Origin of the sequence: Exiguobacterium sp. SH0S1, from assembly GCF_004337165.1 — a bacterium.
GTDB classification, from domain to species: Bacteria; Bacillota; Bacilli; order Exiguobacteriales; family Exiguobacteriaceae; genus Exiguobacterium; species Exiguobacterium aurantiacum_A.
This window is the reverse complement of the sequence record NZ_SJVC01000001.1, coordinates 735,013-754,160: the sequence shown is the minus strand read 5'-3', so window position 1 is coordinate 754,160 and position 19,148 is coordinate 735,013. Positions and strand designations below refer to the sequence as shown.

General features: G+C 55.2%; 17 protein-coding genes and 2 riboswitches. Of the genes, 11 read left to right on the top strand and 6 right to left on the bottom strand.

Features of this window, described 5'->3' with window-relative positions:
• Positions 1–17: 17 nt before the first annotated feature.
• The gene (locus EVJ20_RS03815; RefSeq protein ID WP_131507125.1) at positions 18–1,055 is read right to left on the bottom strand and encodes an SDR family oxidoreductase; all 1,038 of its coding nucleotides are present in this window, start codon (positions 1,053–1,055) and stop codon (positions 18–20) included.
• A gap of 306 nt (positions 1,056–1,361) precedes the next feature.
• Here EVJ20_RS03815 and EVJ20_RS03810 point away from each other — a divergent pair, with 306 nt between their 5' ends.
• On the top strand, positions 1,362–2,657 hold the full coding sequence (locus tag EVJ20_RS03810) for a glutamine synthetase family protein (protein ID WP_131440764.1): 1,296 nt from the start codon (positions 1,362–1,364) through the stop codon (positions 2,655–2,657).
• A 52-nt stretch (positions 2,658–2,709) separates the two neighbouring features.
• On the opposite strand, the gene EVJ20_RS03805 is transcribed toward EVJ20_RS03810, so the two are convergent.
• The 3 genes from EVJ20_RS03805 to EVJ20_RS03795 all read right to left on the bottom strand — a co-directional run bounded on the left by EVJ20_RS03805 (position 2,710) and on the right by EVJ20_RS03795 (position 6,949).
• Positions 2,710–4,203: a peptide MFS transporter gene (locus tag EVJ20_RS03805; protein WP_070327228.1), complete on the bottom strand. Its 1,494-nt coding sequence runs from the start codon at positions 4,201–4,203 to the stop codon at positions 2,710–2,712.
• Between the two features lie 142 nt (positions 4,204–4,345).
• Complete coding sequence (locus EVJ20_RS03800) at positions 4,346–5,590, bottom strand: MDR family MFS transporter (RefSeq protein ID WP_131463533.1); 1,245 nt, start codon at positions 5,588–5,590, stop codon at positions 4,346–4,348.
• A gap of 258 nt (positions 5,591–5,848) precedes the next feature.
• Complete coding sequence (locus EVJ20_RS03795; protein WP_131463531.1) at positions 5,849–6,949, bottom strand: AI-2E family transporter; 1,101 nt, start codon at positions 6,947–6,949, stop codon at positions 5,849–5,851.
• Between the two features lie 177 nt (positions 6,950–7,126).
• A riboswitch (SAM riboswitch) is annotated at positions 7,127–7,227 on the top strand.
• A gap of 76 nt (positions 7,228–7,303) precedes the next feature.
• On the opposite strand from EVJ20_RS03795, the gene EVJ20_RS03790 reads away from it, so the two are divergent.
• The 5 genes from EVJ20_RS03790 to EVJ20_RS03770 all read left to right on the top strand — a co-directional run bounded on the left by EVJ20_RS03790 (position 7,304) and on the right by EVJ20_RS03770 (position 12,214).
• Positions 7,304–8,479, top strand: a complete 1,176-nt coding sequence (locus EVJ20_RS03790; RefSeq protein WP_131507123.1) for an aminotransferase class I/II-fold pyridoxal phosphate-dependent enzyme — start codon at positions 7,304–7,306, stop codon at positions 8,477–8,479.
• Entirely contained in the window at positions 8,476–9,492 is a 1,017-nt protein-coding gene (locus tag EVJ20_RS03785; RefSeq protein ID WP_131507121.1) for an iron-containing alcohol dehydrogenase, read from the top strand. The genes EVJ20_RS03790 and EVJ20_RS03785 overlap by 4 nt, the downstream gene beginning before the upstream one ends.
• 41 nt (positions 9,493–9,533) lie before the next feature.
• Positions 9,534–9,637, top strand: a riboswitch (SAM riboswitch).
• A gap of 77 nt (positions 9,638–9,714) precedes the next feature.
• Positions 9,715–10,536 carry a MetQ/NlpA family ABC transporter substrate-binding protein gene (locus tag EVJ20_RS03780; RefSeq protein ID WP_131507119.1) on the top strand — a complete coding sequence of 274 codons (822 nt, stop codon included), beginning with the start codon at positions 9,715–9,717 and terminating at the stop codon, positions 10,534–10,536.
• Positions 10,537–10,545: 9 nt separating this feature from the next.
• Entirely contained in the window at positions 10,546–11,580 is a 1,035-nt protein-coding gene (locus EVJ20_RS03775; protein WP_070327233.1) for a methionine ABC transporter ATP-binding protein, read from the top strand.
• Positions 11,552–12,214 carry a methionine ABC transporter permease gene (locus EVJ20_RS03770; protein ID WP_071397545.1) on the top strand — a complete coding sequence of 221 codons (663 nt, stop codon included), beginning with the start codon at positions 11,552–11,554 and terminating at the stop codon, positions 12,212–12,214. The genes EVJ20_RS03775 and EVJ20_RS03770 overlap by 29 nt, the downstream gene beginning before the upstream one ends.
• A gap of 30 nt (positions 12,215–12,244) precedes the next feature.
• On the opposite strand, the gene EVJ20_RS03765 is transcribed toward EVJ20_RS03770, so the two are convergent.
• Positions 12,245–12,640: a Spx/MgsR family RNA polymerase-binding regulatory protein gene (locus EVJ20_RS03765; RefSeq protein WP_070327923.1), complete on the bottom strand. Its 396-nt coding sequence runs from the start codon at positions 12,638–12,640 to the stop codon at positions 12,245–12,247.
• Between the two features lie 174 nt (positions 12,641–12,814).
• Here EVJ20_RS03765 and EVJ20_RS03760 point away from each other — a divergent pair, with 174 nt between their 5' ends.
• The 4 genes from EVJ20_RS03760 (at position 12,815) to EVJ20_RS03745 (ending at position 17,137) form a co-directional block, all read left to right on the top strand.
• The gene (locus EVJ20_RS03760; protein WP_131463523.1) at positions 12,815–13,198 is read left to right on the top strand and encodes a DUF302 domain-containing protein; all 384 of its coding nucleotides are present in this window, start codon (positions 12,815–12,817) and stop codon (positions 13,196–13,198) included.
• A gap of 104 nt (positions 13,199–13,302) precedes the next feature.
• Complete coding sequence (locus tag EVJ20_RS03755) at positions 13,303–14,604, top strand: hypothetical protein (protein WP_131463521.1); 1,302 nt, start codon at positions 13,303–13,305, stop codon at positions 14,602–14,604.
• Between the two features lie 9 nt (positions 14,605–14,613).
• Positions 14,614–15,864, top strand: a complete 1,251-nt coding sequence (locus EVJ20_RS03750) for a hypothetical protein (protein ID WP_131507117.1) — start codon at positions 14,614–14,616, stop codon at positions 15,862–15,864.
• A gap of 367 nt (positions 15,865–16,231) precedes the next feature.
• Entirely contained in the window at positions 16,232–17,137 is a 906-nt protein-coding gene (locus tag EVJ20_RS03745) for a methyl-accepting chemotaxis protein (protein WP_201739010.1), read from the top strand.
• A gap of 49 nt (positions 17,138–17,186) precedes the next feature.
• On the opposite strand, the gene EVJ20_RS03740 is transcribed toward EVJ20_RS03745, so the two are convergent.
• Positions 17,187–17,843 (bottom strand): M48 family metallopeptidase, encoded by a 657-nt coding sequence (locus EVJ20_RS03740; protein WP_131464970.1) that lies wholly within the window; start codon positions 17,841–17,843, stop codon positions 17,187–17,189.
• 117 nt (positions 17,844–17,960) lie between these two features.
• Here EVJ20_RS03740 and EVJ20_RS03735 point away from each other — a divergent pair, with 117 nt between their 5' ends.
• Positions 17,961–19,133, top strand: a complete 1,173-nt coding sequence (locus EVJ20_RS03735; protein WP_131464972.1) for a MalY/PatB family protein — start codon at positions 17,961–17,963, stop codon at positions 19,131–19,133.
• Positions 19,134–19,148 lie beyond the last annotated feature (15 nt).

The following is a 19,148-nucleotide window of genomic DNA, read 5'->3' as shown; positions in this document are numbered from 1 at the left end:
AGGTCCGTTTTTTGATGTCACTTCGTATCGTAGTAGGCATCGACGATCCGGCGGAGCGACCGTTCATCCAAATCAAGCGGCTTATAGCCGGCATCGGCTAAAAGTTGCTTCGTATTTTGATCGTTGAAGACGATATTACGATTCAAATAAGGATTGAACACTTTCACCATCTCGTTGAACGTGTGCTCAACGTTGCTGAGCTTTGAGGATTGAGTCTCGGTGATCTTGAGATGCGGGAACGCGAGTGCCTGCTTCATATACTCGAGCATCGTCTCGTTCCGAGGCGGGGCATCGTTCGTCACGTTGTAAATCGTGTTCGGACGGGCGTGCTCGATGGCGGCGAGCAACACGTCGGCCACGTAATCGACCGGGACGAGGTTAGACGTACCGGTCTCCGAGCCGAGCAGACGGATCGGTTCGGCCGGGGCACCTCGACGCTCGAGGCGGCGCTTGAACACCTCGAGGGCGCGCATGTAACCGTACATCGTGAACTTCGAGTCGGCTTCCCCGGTTTTCGAGTCGCCGACGATGATGGCCGGCCGGAAAATGGAGACGGCGAGGTCGTGTCGGGCCGCCCAGACTTCGCGTTCGGCATGGGCCTTGCTCTCCTCATACGGATTATGGAACGGCTGGTCCGTCGCATATAGCGTCTCATCCCCTGCTTCACGAGCCCCGAGCGTGTAGGCCGTGCTGACATGGAAGAAGCGGGGGCAGTGCAACGCCTTCGTTAAAGCGAGGGCCTGTCTCGTCCCCATCAAGTTCGTATCGAACAGCTCCTCGCGCAATTCTTCGTCGAATTTGACGAGCGCCGCCATGTGGAGCACCAAATCGAATTGATCAACGTTTGATTGGATAAACGCCTCGTCCGCTCCAAGGAGCGGAGCCGTCAAATCACCGGCGAGCACGTCAATCGAACGAAGTTCACTCTTCGTAAACATCGCCGTCACTTTCTGTGGCGTTCGGGCCAAGACGCAAAGTCGATGTCCTCGGGCAATCAGTTCGCGGGCGAGCCGCCCTCCTAAAAATCCGGTCGCACCGGTCATAAATATATTCACAGCGTTCTTCCTCTCTGTTCAGTCTCTACCCATCATACCAAGCGTCACGAGAATGAGCCACTTCGAACTCAGATTTTTATAGCAGCATCAACGGTCTACGCGAGCCGCCGCGAGTAAAACAAACGCGCGAGCAGGACCACGCTCTTCCTTCCCGAGGAGCGTGGTCATCGATGCCGAGCCGCCAAAATCGAAAGAATAGGGGTTTAACTTTTTAAAAAGTAGGTTATGACTTAAGGAGAAGCGTACGTATGGTACGTCATGACAGTGATGACCTGTCAAATAAATTAAGTGAGGTTTTTAAGAATCATGGCAAATCTATTCGGAACTGATAAGGACGGCAATAGGAAGAAGCAAGAAGAGATTGAAAAAACGGTCCAAGAGAAAGGGATTACACAAATCCACATGTATTTCTCTGACGTGATCGGAGACTTGAAGCTGTTGACTCTTTCTGCAAAGTTGTTGCCGGAAGTTTTTGAAGGGAAGACGATGTTCGACGGCTCGTCAATCGCCGGTTTTTCTTCTATCAAAAACTCAGACCTATTCTTGAGACCGGATTTAGATCGACCACGCTACGAACAAGACGGTGACGAGAGCATCCTCGCTTTCTTCTGTGACGTCTGTACACCAGACGGCGAACGTTACGAGTTCGACCCGCGCAACGTGTTGAAAGACGCGTTAGAGCGCGCTGCCCGTGACGGTTACTCCATCTTCGTAGGGGCCGAACCAGAATTCTTCATCTTTGACGAAAACGGCGAGTTTTATGACGAGGCCGGTTACTTCTCGACACGTTCAGAAGATAAAGGCTACGAAGTACGTCAACATATCGCCAACCGCTTGAGCGAGGTCGGATTCAACATCGAAGCGGTCCACCACGAGGTCGCACCGGCCCAACACGAGATCGGCATCAAGTACGACACCGCCTTGCACACGGCGGACAACATCCAGTTCTTCAAGGAAGTCGTCCAGCTCGCGGCACAGGAAAAAGGGGCTAAAGTATCGTTCTTGCCAAAACCGCTCCGTGACGTCAACGGTTCAGGGATGCACTTGAACATCTCGGTCTGGAACAACGACAAAGACGGCAACCCGGTCGATAACGCCTTTGAAGAGCCGGAGTCTGACTACGGTCTCTCGCACACGGCCCGCCACTTCATCGAAGGGATCTTGAAGCATGCCCGGGCGACGGCCATCTTCACGAACCCGCTCCCAGAATCATACGAGCGCCTCGTCCCAGGGTTCGAGGCACCGGTCAACATTTGTTGGAGCCCGTCGAACCGTAGCTCGATGATCCGCATCCCGGCTTCACGCGGCAGCGCGACACGCGTCGAGGTCCGTAACCCAGACCCGAGCGCGAACCCGTACTTGGCACTTGCGGCGCTCATCTACGCCGGTCTTGAAGGGATCGAGCATAAGATCGAGCCGTCGGCACCGAACGAGGACGACTTGTTCGAGTACTCGGCGAAACAGATCGAGAGCCAAGGCATCTCGTCGCTCCCGGCGACGTTCCATGAGTCGATCCAAGCATTGAAGCAAGACCGTTTCCACGACTACTTCAACCACGACATGATCGATCGTTACTTGTCGCTCATCCAAGTCCGTAAGTAATCCGATAAATAAAAAACGCCATTCCTCGCGCGAGGAATGGCGTTTTTTTGACTTAATGGATACCGCGCATATACTTTTTAATGACCGGGGCCAGCGCGAACAAGATCATGCTGAGCACGATCGCTACTCCGCCGATGATCCCGAAGTAGAGCATCTCGTTCTCTGGCGAGTAGAACCGGACGAGCTGGGCGTTGATCCCTTGTGCCGCCGCGTTCGACAAGAACCAAAGCGACATCGTTTGGGCCGAGAAGGCGGCCGGGGCGAGTTTCGTCGTCGCCGACAGACCGACCGGAGACAGACTGAGCTCACCGAGGACGATGATGAAGTAACTGAGGACGAGCCAGAGCGGATTGACGAGCGTGTCCGGTCCACCGAAGTAGGCCGGCAGCAAGATCACGAGGAAGCTCAAACCGGCGAACAAGATCCCGAAAGCGAACTTCGTCGGGATGCTCGGCTCACGATCACCGAGCCGCACCCATAACCAGGCGAACACAGGGGCGAGCAGGATGATGAACAACGGATTCAGTGATTGGAACCAGGCCGGCGACAGCGTGAACCCTAAAAATTCAAGATCGGTCCGCTTATCGGCATAGCTTGCCAAAATCGTCGCGCCCTGTTCTTGAATCGCCCAGAACATGACCGAGGCGATGAAGAGCGGGATGTAGGCGATGATGCGTGACCGCTCGACTTCTGTCGTTTTCGGGCTCCGGTACATGACGATGAAGTAGATCGTCGGGATGACGATCCCGAACACACCGACGAGACCGATGAACGTGTTGATCGTGAACAAGCCTTGTGGGATCAGGATGGCCAGTAATCCTCCGATGAGGATGACGGCCAATGTCGTGTACTTGATCGCATTCTTCTTTTCAGACGCCGTCAACGGGTTCGGCACGTAAGACCCGGCGAGGCCGAGGTTGCCTTTTTTCGTGAGGACGAAGACGACGAGACCGATGAACATCCCGACCGCGGCGAGAGCGAAGCCCCAATGGAAGCCGTAGCTCTTTTGAACGCCACCGACGATCAACGGCGAGATGAAGGCACCAAGGTTGATCCCCATGTAGAAGATACTGAACCCGGCGTCACGGCGACGGTCCGTCTCGTGGTACAGGTCACCGACGATACTCGACACGTTCGGCTTCAATAGTCCGGTCCCGATGACGATGAGCCCCATCGAGATGAACAAGAACGTGAGGCTGCCCGGGATTGACAAGACGATATGGCCGAGCATGATGAACACACCACCGAAAAACACGGCCCGAGACGTCCCGAAGACGCGGTCGGCGAGCCATCCCCCGATGACTCCTGACATGTAGACGAGTGCGCCGTACACGGACATGATCGACAGGGCGACGTTCTGGTCGAGACCGAGACCGCCTTCCGATACCTCGTAATACATGTAGAAGACGAGGATGGCCCGCATGCCGTAGTACGAGAAACGCTCCCAAAATTCAGTGAAGAACAACGTGAACAAGCCTTTCGGCTGTCCGAAAAATCCTTTTTGTGGAACGCTGTCCACAATTTTCTGTTTATCGATCCTTTCCATGAAAGATCCCTCCTTAACCGTATTATCATAAGAAGAATCATTATGTTTGTAAAGGAAAACTGAATGTAAAATTCAAACTTTAACAGATTTGAAACGAAACAAAAATCCACCTAAACCAAGTTGTTTTAGGTGGATTGAACAATTAAGCGGTCTTTTGCCTGGCTTCTTCAGAGCTAACATATTTTCCGAGACGCCAATAGATGAGACCCGACAAACAACTTGCCGCCCCGACAAGGATGAGGGCGATGTGCCCGGCGCGTTGGTCGAGGAACAGGCTGGCCATGAGCGGTGCGGTCACGCCGCCGATCAACCATTGGATGCTGGCGGCCCCGTTATAGGCACCGCGCATGTTCTCGGGGGCGATCATGGCGATGAACGTCTGTTGGACGGGCGACATGATCATCTCGCCGAGCGTATAGAACGCGTATACGGCGAGCAGGATACCGACGAGGACGAGGTACGGGGTACCGAGCGTATAGAGGAGCCGCGGCACGACCGCAATCAACATCATCCCGATCCCGAAAATCGTCGCCCCGACCAGCATGACGTTGCCGAACGGTTTGCGCCCGAGTTTTGAGGCGATCGGGAATTGGAACAAGACGACCATGATGCCGTTCAAGGCGAGCAGATAGGCGAACGGGTTCTCGCGGTCGGTGAACGACGGCATCGACTCTTTCAAGAACAGCGGCAACATGCTCTCGATCAGCGAGAAGCCCATCGAGATGAAGACGCCGGCGAAGATGAAGACGAGAAAGACTTTGTCGTTGTAAAAGACACGTAAGACGTCACGGTTCGACGGTGTCTCCGCTTCGGTCGTCTCTGGGAGCGACTCGCGGATGAAACGTCCGAGAACGAGCGCGTACAAGGCGAAGACGAACGCTGCCGTGAAGAAGATGTACTGTCGGTCGATGAACAAGACGGCACTGCCGAGCAGGGGACCGAACGCCGCCCCGATATTATGCCCCATCCGTAAGAGACCGAACGCCTCGTTCATCTGTTCCGGCTCGGTCACGTCGGCGACCATCGCGCTCGCTGCCGGGTGGAACAGCGAGTTCGTCAAACCGAGCATGGCGTTCAAAAGGAGCAGCGGCCAAAACGTTTCCGCGAAAGCGAAACCGATGAGCGCGACCGCATCACCGAGGATGGCGGTCATCATGACCGGTTTTCGACCATATAAGTCGGCGAGACGTCCGCCGACGACCGAGCCGATGAGCGCCATGATCGGTCCGGTCGCTAAGATGACGCCGACTTGGACGTAGCTGTCGAGCTTGTCGCTGTAATAGAGGACGAGGAACGGGGCGATCATGAACATCATGACACCGGTGATCGTCTCGCCGAGGAAGCGAATCCAAATGTTACGGTCGAGCCGTTTGAGTGATTGAATCATGCGTTTCACCTGCTTCTACAAAATAAAAGGGACGAAGGATGCACGGAGGCATACTCGTCCCTACTTGCTTATGCACGCCTCGGAAGACAGGCGGGTGACTTCAGTTCATGAAACGGAAGACCCCGACCTGTCAGTATGAAATTGGATACGATGTGGCTGCGTCATGACTGACATGGCGGGTCCTCCTTTCTGAAAGTTTACTCTTCGTTTCAACTGTATGACAGGTTCTTGAAATGTGTCAACATATTTTGACTTGCGTCATAACAGTTCATTTAAATTCTTGCGGGTGAGCCGATAATCGATCAACCGGGACAAGACGACTTGAATCATCGCGGTCACGGGTACGCTGATGAACATCCCGACGAGGCCGAACAGGCTCCCCCCGATGATGATCGATGTGATGACCCAGAACGGGGTGATCCCGACGCTGTCGCCGAGAATTTTCGGGCCGAGCCAAAGTCCGTCGAACTGTTGCAGCAAGAAGATGAACAACAAGACGAGCAGGGCCGTGAACGGGTCGTAGAAGTAGGTGATGATGAACGCCGGGATCATCCCTAAGAGCGGCCCGACGTATGGGATGAAGTTCAGCACCCCGATGATGACACCGAGCAAGAGCGCGTACGGCGCGCCGATGATCAAGAGCCCGATGACGGCCATCACGCCGATGATGAGACAGTCGAGCGACTTTCCGATGATGTAGCGTTTAAAGATATAGTCCATCTCTTGGAAGATGTCGATCGTCGTCTTCGCCGAGGCGACCGGGAACATCGCGTACAGTAGACGCTTGAACATCCGGGCGAACACTTCCTTGTCTTTCAACAAGTAGATCGAGATGACGATCCCGATCAACAAGTTGATCAACGTCATCGTGAAGCTCGACACGTAACCGACCGAAGACACGACGGCCGTCTCGACCCATCCGGAATACCGTTCCTCGAACCGGTTAAAATCGATCGCTTGGGCGATCGTCGCATTATACTCCTCGACATACGTTTTCAGCTGCCCGAGAAAGCCATCGATTTGGCGAATATAAAACGGGAGCTCCTCGATGAGAGACGCGACGCTCGAATAGATGCGAGGGAACAGCGTCACCGCTGACACGACAAGGATCCCGATGAACGTGACGTAGACGATCAACAAGCCTTGGTAGCGCTTCAAGTGGAACCGCTCTTCTATATAGGATAGGACGGTGTTGAGGAGCAGCGCGATGGCGATCCCCATGATGATCGGCGTCAACAGCTGAAACGCATACTGCATGACCCGAGAGATCGTGTCCGGCTCGCTGATGACTTTCCATAGGACGAGCAGAATCAGCCCGATCACGCTTAACTTCCATATCAATTGACGGTTTAGTTCCAATGGTCTATCCCCTCATGCTGTAAATTTTGCAGAATAACGTTCACCTTTTACTATGAACGTTTTTTTACCGGGATTCAATAGCGGTAAGGAATTTTTGAAATAAGGATTGACAAGGTTGGTAACGTTTGGTTTACTAAATGACATATTACAGAAATTATCAATTGCATATAAAAACACTTTCTATCAAGAGAAGCGGAGGGACTGGCCCGATGAAGCTTCAGCAACAGATTGTTTCAATACTGTGCTAATTCCAGCAAGGTGACCTTGAGAGATGGAAAGGTGGTTGTTTGAATACGTCCGTATCTCGACACCCCTTTCCTCGGAAAGGGGTGTTTTTGCATAGGAGGACTATTCATGACAGACAGACGCTCGAAGTTACTTAAAACGTTACCACCCCAGCATTTCGTCGGACTCGCCGCCGAAGTCGCCGCACTCGAGCGTTCAGGCCGCGACGTCATCCGGCTCGGCCAAGGGACGCCCGACTTGCCGACACCGGCCTCGATCTGCGAGGCGCTGCAGACGGCCCTGCTCGACCCGGCGACGCACCAATACGGACCGTTCCGGGGACAGACGCGCCTGAAGCAAGCGGTCGCGACGTTCTACCAGACCGAATACGGCGTCGCGCTCGATGCCGAGACCGAAGTGGCCATCTTGATCGGCAGCAAGTCGGGACTCATCACGCTCCCGCAATGTGTGCTCGAGCCAGGTGACGGCATGTTGCTACCGAACCCGGGCTATCCGGACTACATCTCGGGGGCACGTCTCGCCGGAGCGGTCGTCCACGACCTCGTCCTCCGGGAAGAGAACGGCTATCTTCCTGATTACGAGACGCTCGATCCGCAGGGGGCGCGACTCATGTATTTGAACTACCCGAGCAATCCGACCGGCGCCGTCGCGTCGCCCGCGTTCTTTGACGACACGGTCCGGTTCGCGAATAAGCATGACCTCATGGTCGTCCACGACTTCGCCTACGGCAGCATCGGTTTCGACGGTCACGTCCCGCCGAGCTTCCTGCAGGCGCCTGGAGCGAAAGACATCGGCATCGAGGTGTATACGATGTCGAAGGCGTTCAACATGTCCGGCTGGCGGGTCGCTTTCGCCGTCGGCAACCGCGACATCATCGAGGCGATCAACACGTATCAAGACCACGTCCATGTGAGCGTGTTCTCGGCCATCCAAGAGGCGGCCATCGCCGCGCTCGAGTCGCCACGTTCGCTCCGGGACGACTTGTCACGGTTGTATGAGGCCCGCCGCGACCGGCTCGTCGACGGGTTACGTCAGGCCGGATGGGACATCACGGCCCCGAGTGGCTCGTTCTTCGTCTGGGCGAAAGTGCCGGACGGGGACGCAAAATCGTTCTCGTATAAGCTGCTCCACGAGGCAGGGGTCGCCGTGACGCCGGGCTATTTCTTCGGCTCAGAAGGCGAGCGGTACGTCCGGTTCGGGCTCGTCTCCGCCGAGCCGAAGATCGACGAGGCCGTCGAGCGGATCGAGAAACTGTTCGCGACGTATGAAGAGGTCCGGGCATGATCCGCCAAGCCGTGCTCGAGTACGACCATGCGGATGACGCGCTCGAGCGGCTCGATGAATTGATCGCTGGCCGTCGTGCTCACGTGCTGCGCGGGCAGAACGGTTTTGACGTCGTCAAGCGTGTCCTGCCAGCGATCACTGCCTATCCGACATCGCTGTTCCGTGGCGAATGCACGGACGCCGAGGTCGAACGGCTCCGTTTGAAGGATGTGGACGTCCTCCTTGCCGTCGGTGGGGGCAAGCTCGTCGACACGGCGAAACTCGTCGCTTACCGGCAAGGTGTCCCGCTGATCGTCATCCCGACGCTCGCCTCGAACTGTGCCGCCTTCACGCCGCTCAGCGTCATCTATGACGAGCAGGGAGCCTATGACCGCTACGACGTGTTCCGCGTCGTCATCGAGCGGGTCATCGTCGACGCAAGGGTCGTGACCGACTCGCCGTACGACTACTTCCGGGCCGGCGTCATCGACACGGTCGCCAAGTTTTACGAGGCCCGCTATTTGAGCGGCGACAGTTCGCCTGATGCCGGCGTCAATACCGGTCTCGCCTTGGCCAAGCAATGCGGCCGGCTCGTCGAACTCGACTTGAGTGAGTCCAGTTTCACCGCGTATGGGCCAGAGACCCGGTTCGCGGTCGATCACACCCTTGCCGTCGGCGGTGCCGTCGGTGGTTTCGGGGACGCCGGGACACGCGTAGCCGTCGCCCACGCCGTTCACAACGCGCTCAGCCGCTTCGAGTCGACCCACCCGTTCTTACATGGCGACAAGGTCGGATTCGGACTCCTTGTCCAAGAACGGTTGCGTGGCTCGTCTGACGCCCCATATTTAGAGGCGTGGCTCGCCAGGATCGGCGCGCCGACGTCACTTGAGACGCTCGGACTCGTTCCGGCCGACATCCCGCAACTGGTCGACGCGGTCCGGGCCGAGACCGAATTGCAACGTTCACCCGTCCCGCTCGATATTGACTATTTGAAAATAATTTTTGAAAATTTAGTATTTTCTGTTTACAAATAAAATAATTAAAAGTAAGATGATAACAATTAAATAAGACCGATAGCTTATCAAGAGTGGTGGAGGGACTGGCCCTATGAAACCCGGCAACCAGATCGTAATGATCATGGTGCTAATTCCAACAGACGAAACGTCTGGGAGATGAGCGTGTCCGACTGTCTTTGACTTGTCGTGCCCGCCACTCTTTATGAGTAGCGGGCTTTTATTTTGGAGGAGGAATCATTCATGAACATCAAACAGAAAACAGTACTCGCAGGAACATCTCTACTCGCGGCCATCGCCTTGTCGGCGTGCGGCCAATCGGACGCGAGCGAATCGCTCAGCACAGAATCCCTCACGATCGGCGTGACAGGCGGACCGCACCAGCAGATCGCCGAGAAAGTAAAAGAACTCGCGGCCGAGGATGGCCTCGAGCTCGACATCAAGGTGTTCAACGACTACAACACGCCGAACACCGCACTCGACGAAGGCAGTCTCGACGTGAACAGTTACCAGACGCTGTCGTTCCTCGAGCTGCAGAAGGCGGACAAAGGCTATAAGATTGACGACGTGTTCAAGACGGTCGCTTTCCCGATGGGGCTCTATTCGGACAAGCTGACGGACATCAAGGAGTTGAAGGAGGGCGATAAAGTCGCCGTCCCGAACGACCCGGCGAACGAACTTCGGGCGCTGCGCCTGTATGAGACGGCCGGACTCATCACCTTGAAAGAAGGATTGACGGACAAGGCGACGAAACGTGACATCGCTGAGAACCCGCTCAACCTCGAATTCATCGAGCTCGAGGCGTCACAGCTCCCGACCCAGCTCCCGGAAGTCGCGCTCGCGGCCATCAACACGAACTTCGCGATGGGTGCCGGCCTATCGATCAATGAGGACGCCTTGTTCCATGAAGACACGGTCGACAACCCGTACCCGAACTACGTCGTCGTCCGTACCGACAACAAAGACGATGAAGTCGTCGAGACACTCAAATCTTACTACCACTCGGACGAGGTCCGGACGTTCATCGAAGAGACGTTCGACGGCTCGATCGTCCCGGCGTTTTAAGGAGGCACTATGATCGCACTCAAACAGATCTCAAAAACGTTCACGGTAAACAAAGGGACCGTCACGGCACTCGACGATGTCTCGCTGACGATTGAAAAGGGCGAAATCTTCGGCATCATCGGTCGGAGCGGCGCTGGCAAGAGCACGCTCATCCGCATGATCAATCTGCTCGAACGGCCGACGTCAGGTCAAGTCGAGATCGAGGGACAAGACATCACGACGCTCGACAAAAAAGGGTTATCAAAGCTCCGTCACCGCATCGGGATGATCTTCCAGCACTATAACCTGCTGAAGACGGCGACCGTCGAAGACAACGTCGCCATCCCGCTCCGCCTAGAAGGACTCGATAAACGCTCGATCAGCGAGCGGGTCGACAAGTATCTCGATATCGTCGGACTGACCGATCACCGTAAACATTACCCGGAGCAACTCTCCGGCGGCCAGAAACAGCGCGTCGCCATCGCTCGGGCCTTGGCGCACGAGCCGGACATCCTGCTCAGTGACGAGGCGACGAGCGCGCTCGACCCGGAGACGACCGAGTCGATCCTCGATCTGTTGCTCGAGATCAACCGCGAGCTCGGGCTGACGATCTTCTTGATCACCCATGAGATGGAAGTCATCGAGCGCATCTGTGACCGGGTCGCCGTCATCGACGCCGGCAAGATCGTCGAGGAAGGGGACGTCCTCGACGTCTTCTCGGACCCGCAACATCCGACGACGCGCCGCTTCTTGAAAGCGAACCTCGACGTCCCGAAAGAAGTCGTCGACGTGTTGAGCTCGCACGGGACGCTCGTCAACTTGTCGTTCATCGGTCACCAGACCGAACAGGCCGTCCTCGCCGAGTTGACGAAACGGTTCGGCCTGCTGCCGAACATCATCGGGGGCGGGATCAAAAAGCTGAAAGGCGGTCTCGTCGGCAACTTGCTCGTCCATCTCGACGGGGACCAGGCACAGACCGACCAAGCCGTCCGCTACCTTGAAGCGAGCGGCGTCAAAGTGAAGGAGGTGACGAACCATGCTGCAGTTTTGGGAAAATTGGGGTGACTTGATTTGGACGGGCACGATCCAGACGCTGACGATGACCGGCATCGCGCTCGTCATCTCGACACTGATCGGCTTGCCGCTCGGGACGCTCCTCGTCTTGACGCGGCCGAATGGACGGCTCGCGAACCGTTACTTTTACGGGGCATTGTCGAGCGTGATCAACGTCGTCCGCTCGATCCCGTTCATCATTCTGCTATTCTTCATCTTGCCGTTCACCCGTTTCATCATGGGGACGACGATCGGCGTCCAAGGCGTGCTGTTGCCGCTCATCGTCTTCACGGCGCCATACATCGCCCGTTTGATGGAGTCGGCACTGCTCGAAGTCGATCGCGGCGTCGTCGAGGCGTACGAGGCGATGGGCATCTCGACGCGTAAGATCATCTGGTACGTATTGATCCGTGAGGCGCGGTCGTCGATCGTGCTCGGTCTGACGATCGCGACGATCGGTCTGATCGGTGCGACGGCGATGGCGGGTCTCGTCGGTGCGGGTGGACTCGGCGATATCGCCTATCAGTACGGGCATCTCCGGTTCGAGCCGGAAGTCATGTACGTGACGATCTTCGTCTTGATCCTGCTCGTGCAGTCGATCCAATCATTCGGCAACCGCTTGGCGGCCCGTCTAAAGAAAGCCTGACAAAAGAGCGTCGCAAAATTTGCGGCGCTCTTACTGTTTGTCTAATAGTCGTTTCAAGTCGGCGATCCGGTTATGCCGCGGGATGAACGTCCGGATCTCTTTCTCGCTGAACCCGATCTGGATCCGGTTGTCATCGACGACGATCGGACTCTTCAAGATCTGCGGATGCGTCGCGACAAAACTGTACAGTTCGCGGAGCGACATCTCGTCGAGCTGGTCGGCCGCTTGTTTGTAGACACTTTTTTGGACAGACAAGAGATCGGTCGTCCCGTTTTCGGTGAGCCGGAGCATCTCCTTGAACTCGGTGAACGACATTCCTTGGTCGGTCAATTTCTTCTCGATGAACGGGATATTCTGTTCGCGTAACCAATCGAGCGTCTTGCGGGAAGAACTGCAGCTTGTATGCGTGAATACGGTGACCGTCACGACAACCACTTCTCCTTTTCCTAAGGTTGGATTACTTTATTGTCTCTCGATTATACGGGTTCGGCGTAGAATATGTTTCAAATCACATATACTTTTTTCGAAATCGTCGGAACGATTCGTTTCAAGCGAGTTCGGGTACATGACGAGAGAGACAACAAACAAGGAGGGGCTTACATGTTTGATTATACGGTGAAGACGGATCAGTCGGTCGAAGCAGTGGTCGAAAAGTTGAAAGCGACGCTCAAGGACGAATCGTTCGGCGTGCTGTGGGATTTCGACTTGAGTGATACGCTCAAAGAGAAAGGTGAAGCCATCGACGGGGACTATCGTATCCTCGAAGTGTGCAACCCGAAAGAGGCCAAGAAAGTCATCACGGCGCACCGTGAGGGCGGCTACTTCCTGCCGTGCAAGCTCGCCGTCTTCACGAAAGACGGGGCGACCCACGTCGGCATGCCGAAACCGACGAAACTGATCGAATTGATCGAGGACGAGTCGCTCCAGTCCATCGCACTGGATGTCGAGACGAGACTGACACGCGCCATCGATAACAGCATCTAATCGATTCATCGCACCCGTCCAATTTCATGGGCGGGTTTTTCATACCCTCTCCAAAGTAATATAATGGTAAAATTGGAGATAATAAAATTCAAGGGGCGGATAATTTGAAAAAGTTAGTCGGTTTACTTGTAATATCCACGAGCTTGTTGGCCGGGTGTGGTGAAGAGAAACAAGACGTCGTGAAATTGTCGTATGTCGACGCCCATTGGACCGTCAGCAAATACTCACTAGAACAACCAGTGGTGCTCGAATCGGCCGGTGAGACGCTCGCGGCCTGCACTGGGGACTTGACGACCGAGTTGAAGGGTGACCTGACTGTGTTCGATACGGTCGTGGCGAGCCGCCATCCGATGACGGACACGGGTTGGGAATATGGATTTAAAGCCGTGACATACATACAAGGGGACGAAAATTATGCGATGTGTCGGGATATGGCCTCACCACATTATTCAGTGGAAATGGTCGATGCATTCCCGGAGTTCGTCGATTTGACTGCGGGTCATTCGATTCGGCACTATCCGTCTGTCCGTCCAGCAGACGAAGCCGCTCGCCTCGCCGTGCAAAATGCTGATGAATTGACAGAGGCCGGGAATGAAATCGAGCCGTTTCCCGATACGGTCATGGCGTTTTCTCCTGCGATCCACGGAGAGATCGAATTGACCGTCGGGGATCGGCCGAGCCAATTCCCTTTGTTCGCGTTCGAACCGATGATGGCGGATGTGGAAGATGTCAAATTAGCCATTGGCTATGATTCGCGTGACGCCAAACCATACGTGTTATTACTACTTGCTGACCTTTACGTTTCGGTCAGTCCGTTACATACAATCAATGATCCAACGAAAGAAGAACCGACGTATGACGACCTCGTCGTCAAGAGACTCCCGCTTGACACGGAACTCGTGCCGAATAAGACCTATCCGTTATATGAGTTCAGTTACACCCGCGACGGAGAAGGGGTGACCGAGACAGCAAGCATCACATATCGTGCCGCAAAGCTGTTGTCCACTGATGAACGAAAGACGCTCGAGACACACCCTGACGAGGAGTATATGCCGATTGTGACCGGGCCGCTCGTGTATCTCCATCAGGAACCGTTTGACAACGAATCGACAGTATCCTATCCCGCTGTGTTGCGTGCGGCCGGCAACGAGATGGATGATCTGATTCAAGCAATCGATTCCGCCGAGCCGACGAAACGTGTAGGCGATCAGGGCGACTATCCGCTTCTAACGATCGTCGACGGGCTCAAAGGTCAGGAATTCAAGGTGACTTATAAACAGCGATCGAAGAAACTGGATATCTACGTGACGGACCAATCTACTGAGGAAACGTATAAACTGACGAGCGAAGGGGCGGAGACGTTCTTGTCCTACTTCCCCGACTTGAAGAAGAAACCGAAGAATTGAGGTGAACTGATGAAAAAGTTCGGATTAGGAATCGGTCTATCGCTAATCGTTTTGGCCGCAGGATGCGTCCGGGACCAAGAAGTAGTCCGATATGATATTGTCGAGGCCCATTGGACGGCAGAGCACATCACACTCGACCTTGAAGTGCAGGCAATCAAGGCAAAGGACGTGTTGACCTATTGTGAACAAGGCGAGTTACTCAACGACATCGAGGAGGACCATCTATCCTTGCTTGGCGTGACGTTTGCAAGCCGAATGCCGTTCACTGAGCCCGATACTGAAACATACGCCTTCAATGAGGCATCGTTCGTCGAAGGTGATGCCGTTTACGCGCTGTGTAAGTCGGACCATGTCGAGGGATATCGGGCGGTCAAGCTGGAGGAAAGACCGGAGTTTTTGAAAGACGAGACCGCACGCGAGATCTCGTTGCTACCTAGCGTAGTAAGCGGGACAGAAGAAATTCGGGAAAGGTTATCACGGGAAGAAGCGATCCATTCTTACAGGCAAGACCTCACCATTCGACCGTTCATGAACAGTCTTTATACGATCTCGCCCGGTTTCAACGGGTCCATCGAGTTTGGAATCGGGGACGACGGGGTCTTCACACCGTATTTAGATTTTGCTCCTTACGTGGTCAGGGAGGACACTCATGTTGCGTTAGGATATGGCACGAAGACGAAGACGCCATACATGTTAATGTCGAGTGACGGGATTCACTATGGACAGCATTCGTTGAACGATGGCGAATTACTGGACGGAGTCGACAACTTAAGTGTCCGGACGCTTCTTGAAGGCGGTACGCTCGAACCGCTCGAACCGTTTCCGTTATACGAATTAACCTACGAGTCAAACGGTCAAAAGATGACGAAGACGATCTCGATTCGATTCAAACCGAATCCATTCATCACGGAGCCGACCGATACCGATGCCGTCTCGATCGGTTATGTCCATAAATACCCGTACCATCCCAGTGTCCCGTTTTACTATCCGGACGCAGTCAGCACCGAGGGGCAAGGCTATGAACGATTGACCGAGGCGCTCGAGACGGGGACACCTTCGACCAAGAATGGGGAAGCGGGAGAGTACATGTATTTGACGCTGCTGAAAGGAAATCGTGGTCAACAGTTCGAGTTGAGTTACCACAAACGTTCGCAGAAAGTTGATGTCTTCGTGAAAGATATGAACACGGACGAACAGTTCAAGTTGTCGAGTGAAGGTGCGAAAATATTCCATGAAATTTTTCCCGGTGCAGTGGAGTAAGCAGAGCGTTTGGTTTGATGAGACTTCGGCTGCAGCGACGATTGGCGGTGTCGATGAATCCGACAGTCGCACGCAACTGACCGAAGAATCGACAACTATGTAGAAGCAAATCTTTTTACAAGATCAGCACCGTCATTTTCACGAAAAGGTCGAATGGGACTCCTGTAAACGAGGAGTTCTTTTTTTGCGATTCATTGTCTGATAACCTGTGATGAAGTTGGTAAATACTTCAAACTCAAGATATTGACTTACTGTTAAAAACGGCGCTAGTCAGGACTTTTATCACAAGTTACACTTGAACTCGATTGTACTAACAAAGGAAAAATGTCCTGAAATAACTCAAATTATAAAGGTGGGAATTATCGGAATGATTGAAACGAGAGATGTCAGCCTATCGTCACCAGACGTGCTTCGCGCCATCGAAGCGAACATGGCGATGATTCGATTTGACCGCCAGCGCCGTGTCGTCGATGTGAACGACGCCTTCGCCAAGGCGATGAAATACAAACGCGACGAGATGATCGGGATGCAGCACCATCTGTTCTGTACGCCGAACTTCGTCAACAGTACGGACTATCAAGCGTTTTGGAACAAGTTGTTCGACGGGTTCAGCTCGGCCGACAAGATCGAGCGCGTCGACGCCCGGGGCGACTCGATTTGGCTCGAGGCGACGTATATGCCAATCTATGAGGGGGATGACGTCATCGGTGTCGTCAAGATCGCCTCGGACATCACCGAGCGGCAACAGACGATCGAACGATACGCCCGCACGTTCCGTGATATGGCCGAGAATCTTGATGACCGGGCCCGCCGTGGCATGGAGGAGAGCCTACATTTGAAGCGGACGATCGAGCGGCTCGAGTCGGACGCATCGGTAAACTTGAAGACGCTCGGCAACCTTCAAGACCAAGCGGCAGAGATCACGAAAATCGCCAGCACGATCAAAGAGATCGCGGCCCAGACGAACCTGTTGTCACTGAACGCCGCCATCGAGGCGGCGCGGGCAGGTGAACACGGCCTCGGCTTCAACGTCGTCGCGACCGAGGTCCGTAACTTGTCTCGTCTCGTCGAGCGCGCCGTCATCGAGGTCCGGGCCAACACCGAGGGGATGAACAAAGAGCTCGCCTCGATCGTCGACGGCGTCTCACGATCGAACGAAGACATTAATGCGAGTGTCAACATCATGGAAGCGACGCTCGAACGCTTCGGGAAGATCGAGCAGTCGGCCCAGTCATTGAACGGGACGGCCGAACAGTTCACTTCGGCGATCTGACGAAAAAACCAATTGAAGGAACCGCCACCGTCGTCGGTGGCGAGTCCGCTCAATTGGTTTTTTTGACGACGAGCGTATGACCGTGTTGTTTCAACCAGGCCATCGCACCATCGACGTCCGGATAAACAGAGGATAAAGTCGACCAAAACGATTTGGAGTGGTCGAAATGGACGAGATGCGTCCACTCATGGGCGATGACGTAATCCATCACCTCAACCGGGGCGAGCATGAGCCGGACGTTGATCGAGATCGTTCCGCGCGAGCTGCACGAGCCCCAGCGCGTCTTTTGATGGCCGATGCGGATGCGCGCGGCGCTCACCCCGAGCAGACGTTCATAGTGGGGCGCCCGCCCGGTGACATAAGTGAGCGCCTCGTCGCGGAGCCACGCCTCGTATGCGGCCCCTATCCTGGACTCGTCCCACCGGTCCGGGCAACGGAAAGCTGTCCCGTCGTAGTCGAAGGCGTCAACGGTGTTCGTGCGCACGAGCGGCACGGTCTCACCTCGATAACGGAGCCGGTCGTTCGGCAATGACGGGGCTTTAGGTAATGCCGCGAGCCGGTCGTTTATCCAGTCCGCATGCTCGCGTAAGATCGTCTCGACGACCCGGTTCGACAGTCGGGCCGGGATGCGGAGCTCGATCCCTTCGGCCGTTATGTAGAAAGCCGCTTTCTTTCGCCGTTTATGGCGGATGATACTTACGCTCATCGTTGTCACCTCCAAACACTGTTCTCGGTCGATTATAGCCGACGTCTCGAAAATCCGCCACGCTTTTGACGACCAGTTGCTTCAATTTTTGTTACAGTAGGGACAGGAGGGATCACTATGAAATCAATCTTACATCAACCGCTTGACCGGGTCGGCACCGACTCGGTGAAATGGGACGGCCTCGAGCGCTGGTTCCATGTGAAGTCTGACGTACTGCCGCTCTGGGTGGCCGATATCGATATCCGGACGGCACCTTCGATCTCGGAAGCGCTCGCGGCGCGTGCGGCGACCGGAGAGTTCGGCTATACGATGTTCGCGAAAGAAGCCCAGGAAGCCGTCAGCTCTTGGTACGGGCGGAGACACGGACTCGACGTCACCCCCGAACATGTGTTGTTCTCGAGCGGGGTCGTGCCCGGACTGACCCACATCGTCGAGGCGTTGACGAAGGAAGGGGACGGGATCGTCATCCAATCACCGGTCTATCCACCATTCCATGAACTCGTGACCGGGTTGAAACGCGTTGTGCGTGACGCCCCGCTCAAACAAGTCGATGGCAAGTATGAGATGGATTTTGACGCCCTCGAACACGCAATGCGACAGGCGAAACTGTTTTTGCTCTGTTCACCGCATAATCCGGTCGGTCGCGTCTGGACAGAGTCCGAGCTCGCGCGCGTCGTCGAGTTGGCGAGAACGTACGACGTCATCATCGTCGCAGACGAGATCCATGCCGATTTGACGTATCCGTCGCAGCACCATACGGCGATCAATCGACTCGACGACCGGGTCATCACGGTGAGCGCCCCGTCGAAGGCGTTCAACATCGCCGGCCTGTTCGCGTCGTACATCATCTGTCCGGATGACGCCTGGCGCAAACGGATCATCCAAGTCCAAAACAAACACCACGTCCTACCGACACCGTTCGCCAATACGGCCATCATCGCCGCCTACACAGACGTCCGGGCGGAACGATGGCTCGACCAGCTGACGGCCGAGCTCGAGGAACAAGCCACCTATGTCGTCGAGCGCCTGAATGCCGAGTTACCCCGGCTGACGTGCTTCATGCCGGAGGCGAGTTACTTGTTATGGATCGATTTCGCCGCGCTCGGCCTTGAGCCCGAAGCTCGGAAGAAATGGCTCCACGAGGAGGTGCGGGTCTTCTTGTCACCGGGTGTTCCGTTCGGGGCGTCGGCGTCGATGTTCGAGCGTCTCAACTTCGGTACATCCCGGACGATCGTTGACGAGGCGCTCGGACGGATCAAGACCCATTCCGATGGAAAAGCGTTTGTATGAAACGAGAAACGGGAA